Raw genomic sequence first — 1,471 nt, 5'->3', positions numbered from 1 at the left:
TCGCGGCAAGCGGTGCGGCGATCGTCTGGTGGGTCAGCGGGTCTCGCTCGAACGCCAGTCGTTCGGACGCTGCCAGTCGTTCGGGCGGAACCAGTCGTTGGGGCGGACCGGACGCGGGGAGGAGGTACGGACGATCATGACAATCTCCTTCGAGGGGGTTTCCGAGAGGGAAAAAGGGGTGCGGAAATCGTGAGTACTACTCAGGGTGAGGTCCCCCACATGGAGCCACGACTTTGAGTTACCCGGTAGCTACAGTTGTTTGTTCCTGACGGTGGTGTGGGGGTGGCAGCGTGCCTTGGCTCGACCCGCGCCGATGGAGGTTATGGTCCATTCCTCCTGTGGTGCTGGCCTATGTCGTGACGGCGGACGTTTTGGCGTCCCTCGTCACGCTCGCCACCGCATGGCGTACCCCTGCCGAGGCGTTGCCCTGGACGTTGTTCCTGCTGCTCGCCGGCGGTGCGGTACTGCACCTGGAGGCGGCACAGGGCATTGAGCGGATCCGCGAAATCTCACGCGAGGGCTCGCCGCACGCCCACATGCAATCGGTGTGGCTGTTCGCGGGCGTGCTCGTACTACCGATGCCCCTGCTGGCCGCGCTGATCGCCATCAGCTACCTGCACGCGTGGCTTCGGGTCTACAAGCGGCGGGCGGTCCTGTTCCGCAAGGTGTTCTCCGCGGCCACTGTCGTACTCGCGTGTGCCGCGGCGCAACTGGTTCTGGGATTCTTCTCGAACCGGCCTCTTGACGTTGACGGCCCCCTCGGCCTGCTCGCCCTCTCCGGCGCCGGCCTGGTGTACTGGCTCGTCAACTACGCCCTCGTCGTCGGCGCCATCGTCATGACCAACCGCGACCAGCCCGCCCGCGCGGCCCTGGGCAACGCCTCCGACCAGCTCATCATCCTCGCCTCCATCGGCCTGGGCTCGGTGCTGGCGATCATGATGACCAGCCGCCCCTGGCTCACACCGATGCTCCTGCTGACCGTGCTGGCCCTGCACATGGGCCTCCTGCTGCCGCAGTTCCGCGTCGCCGCCCGCACCGACTCCAAGACCGGCCTGGTCGACGCCACCTTCTGGCACGACGTCGCCGGCCGCGAAATCGAACGCGCCCGCCGCCTGCTGTCCACCGTCGGCATCCTGATCCTGGACCTCGACCACTTCAAACTCATCAACGACCAGTACGGCCACCTCGCCGGCGACCGCGTGCTGCGCGCCGTCGCCGACGCGCTCAAGCACTCCGTGCGCTCCTACGACCTCGTGGGCAGATTCGGCGGTGNNTCGTCGACCGCCTCGGCCGCGACCAGGTCATCTCCGGCCTCACCGCCTCAGTGGGAGCGGCGGTGTTCCCCGACACCGACACCGCGCTCAGCCCACTGCTGCTGGCCGCCGACGAGGCCCTCTACCAGGCCAAGAGCAACGGCCGCGACCGCGTCGCCACCGCCCAGGTCCACTAGCCCTCGGCGTCGAGGAAGCCC

1 protein-coding gene is annotated in these 1,471 nt (G+C 67.8%); it reads left to right on the top strand.

Features of this window, described 5'->3' with window-relative positions; translation table 11 throughout:
* Nucleotides 1-536: 536 nt before the first annotated feature.
* Nucleotides 537-1,471: GGDEF domain-containing protein (locus B0F77_RS46430; RefSeq protein ID WP_425435851.1), on the top strand; the 935-nt coding region annotated here is incomplete at its 3' end.

It is taken from the genome of Lentzea kentuckyensis, from assembly GCF_002150765.1.
In the GTDB taxonomy this organism is placed as follows: Bacteria; Actinomycetota; Actinomycetes; order Mycobacteriales; family Pseudonocardiaceae; genus Lentzea; species Lentzea kentuckyensis.
Note: the sequence above shows the minus strand (reverse complement) of the source record. Positions and strands in the feature narration are given on the sequence as shown.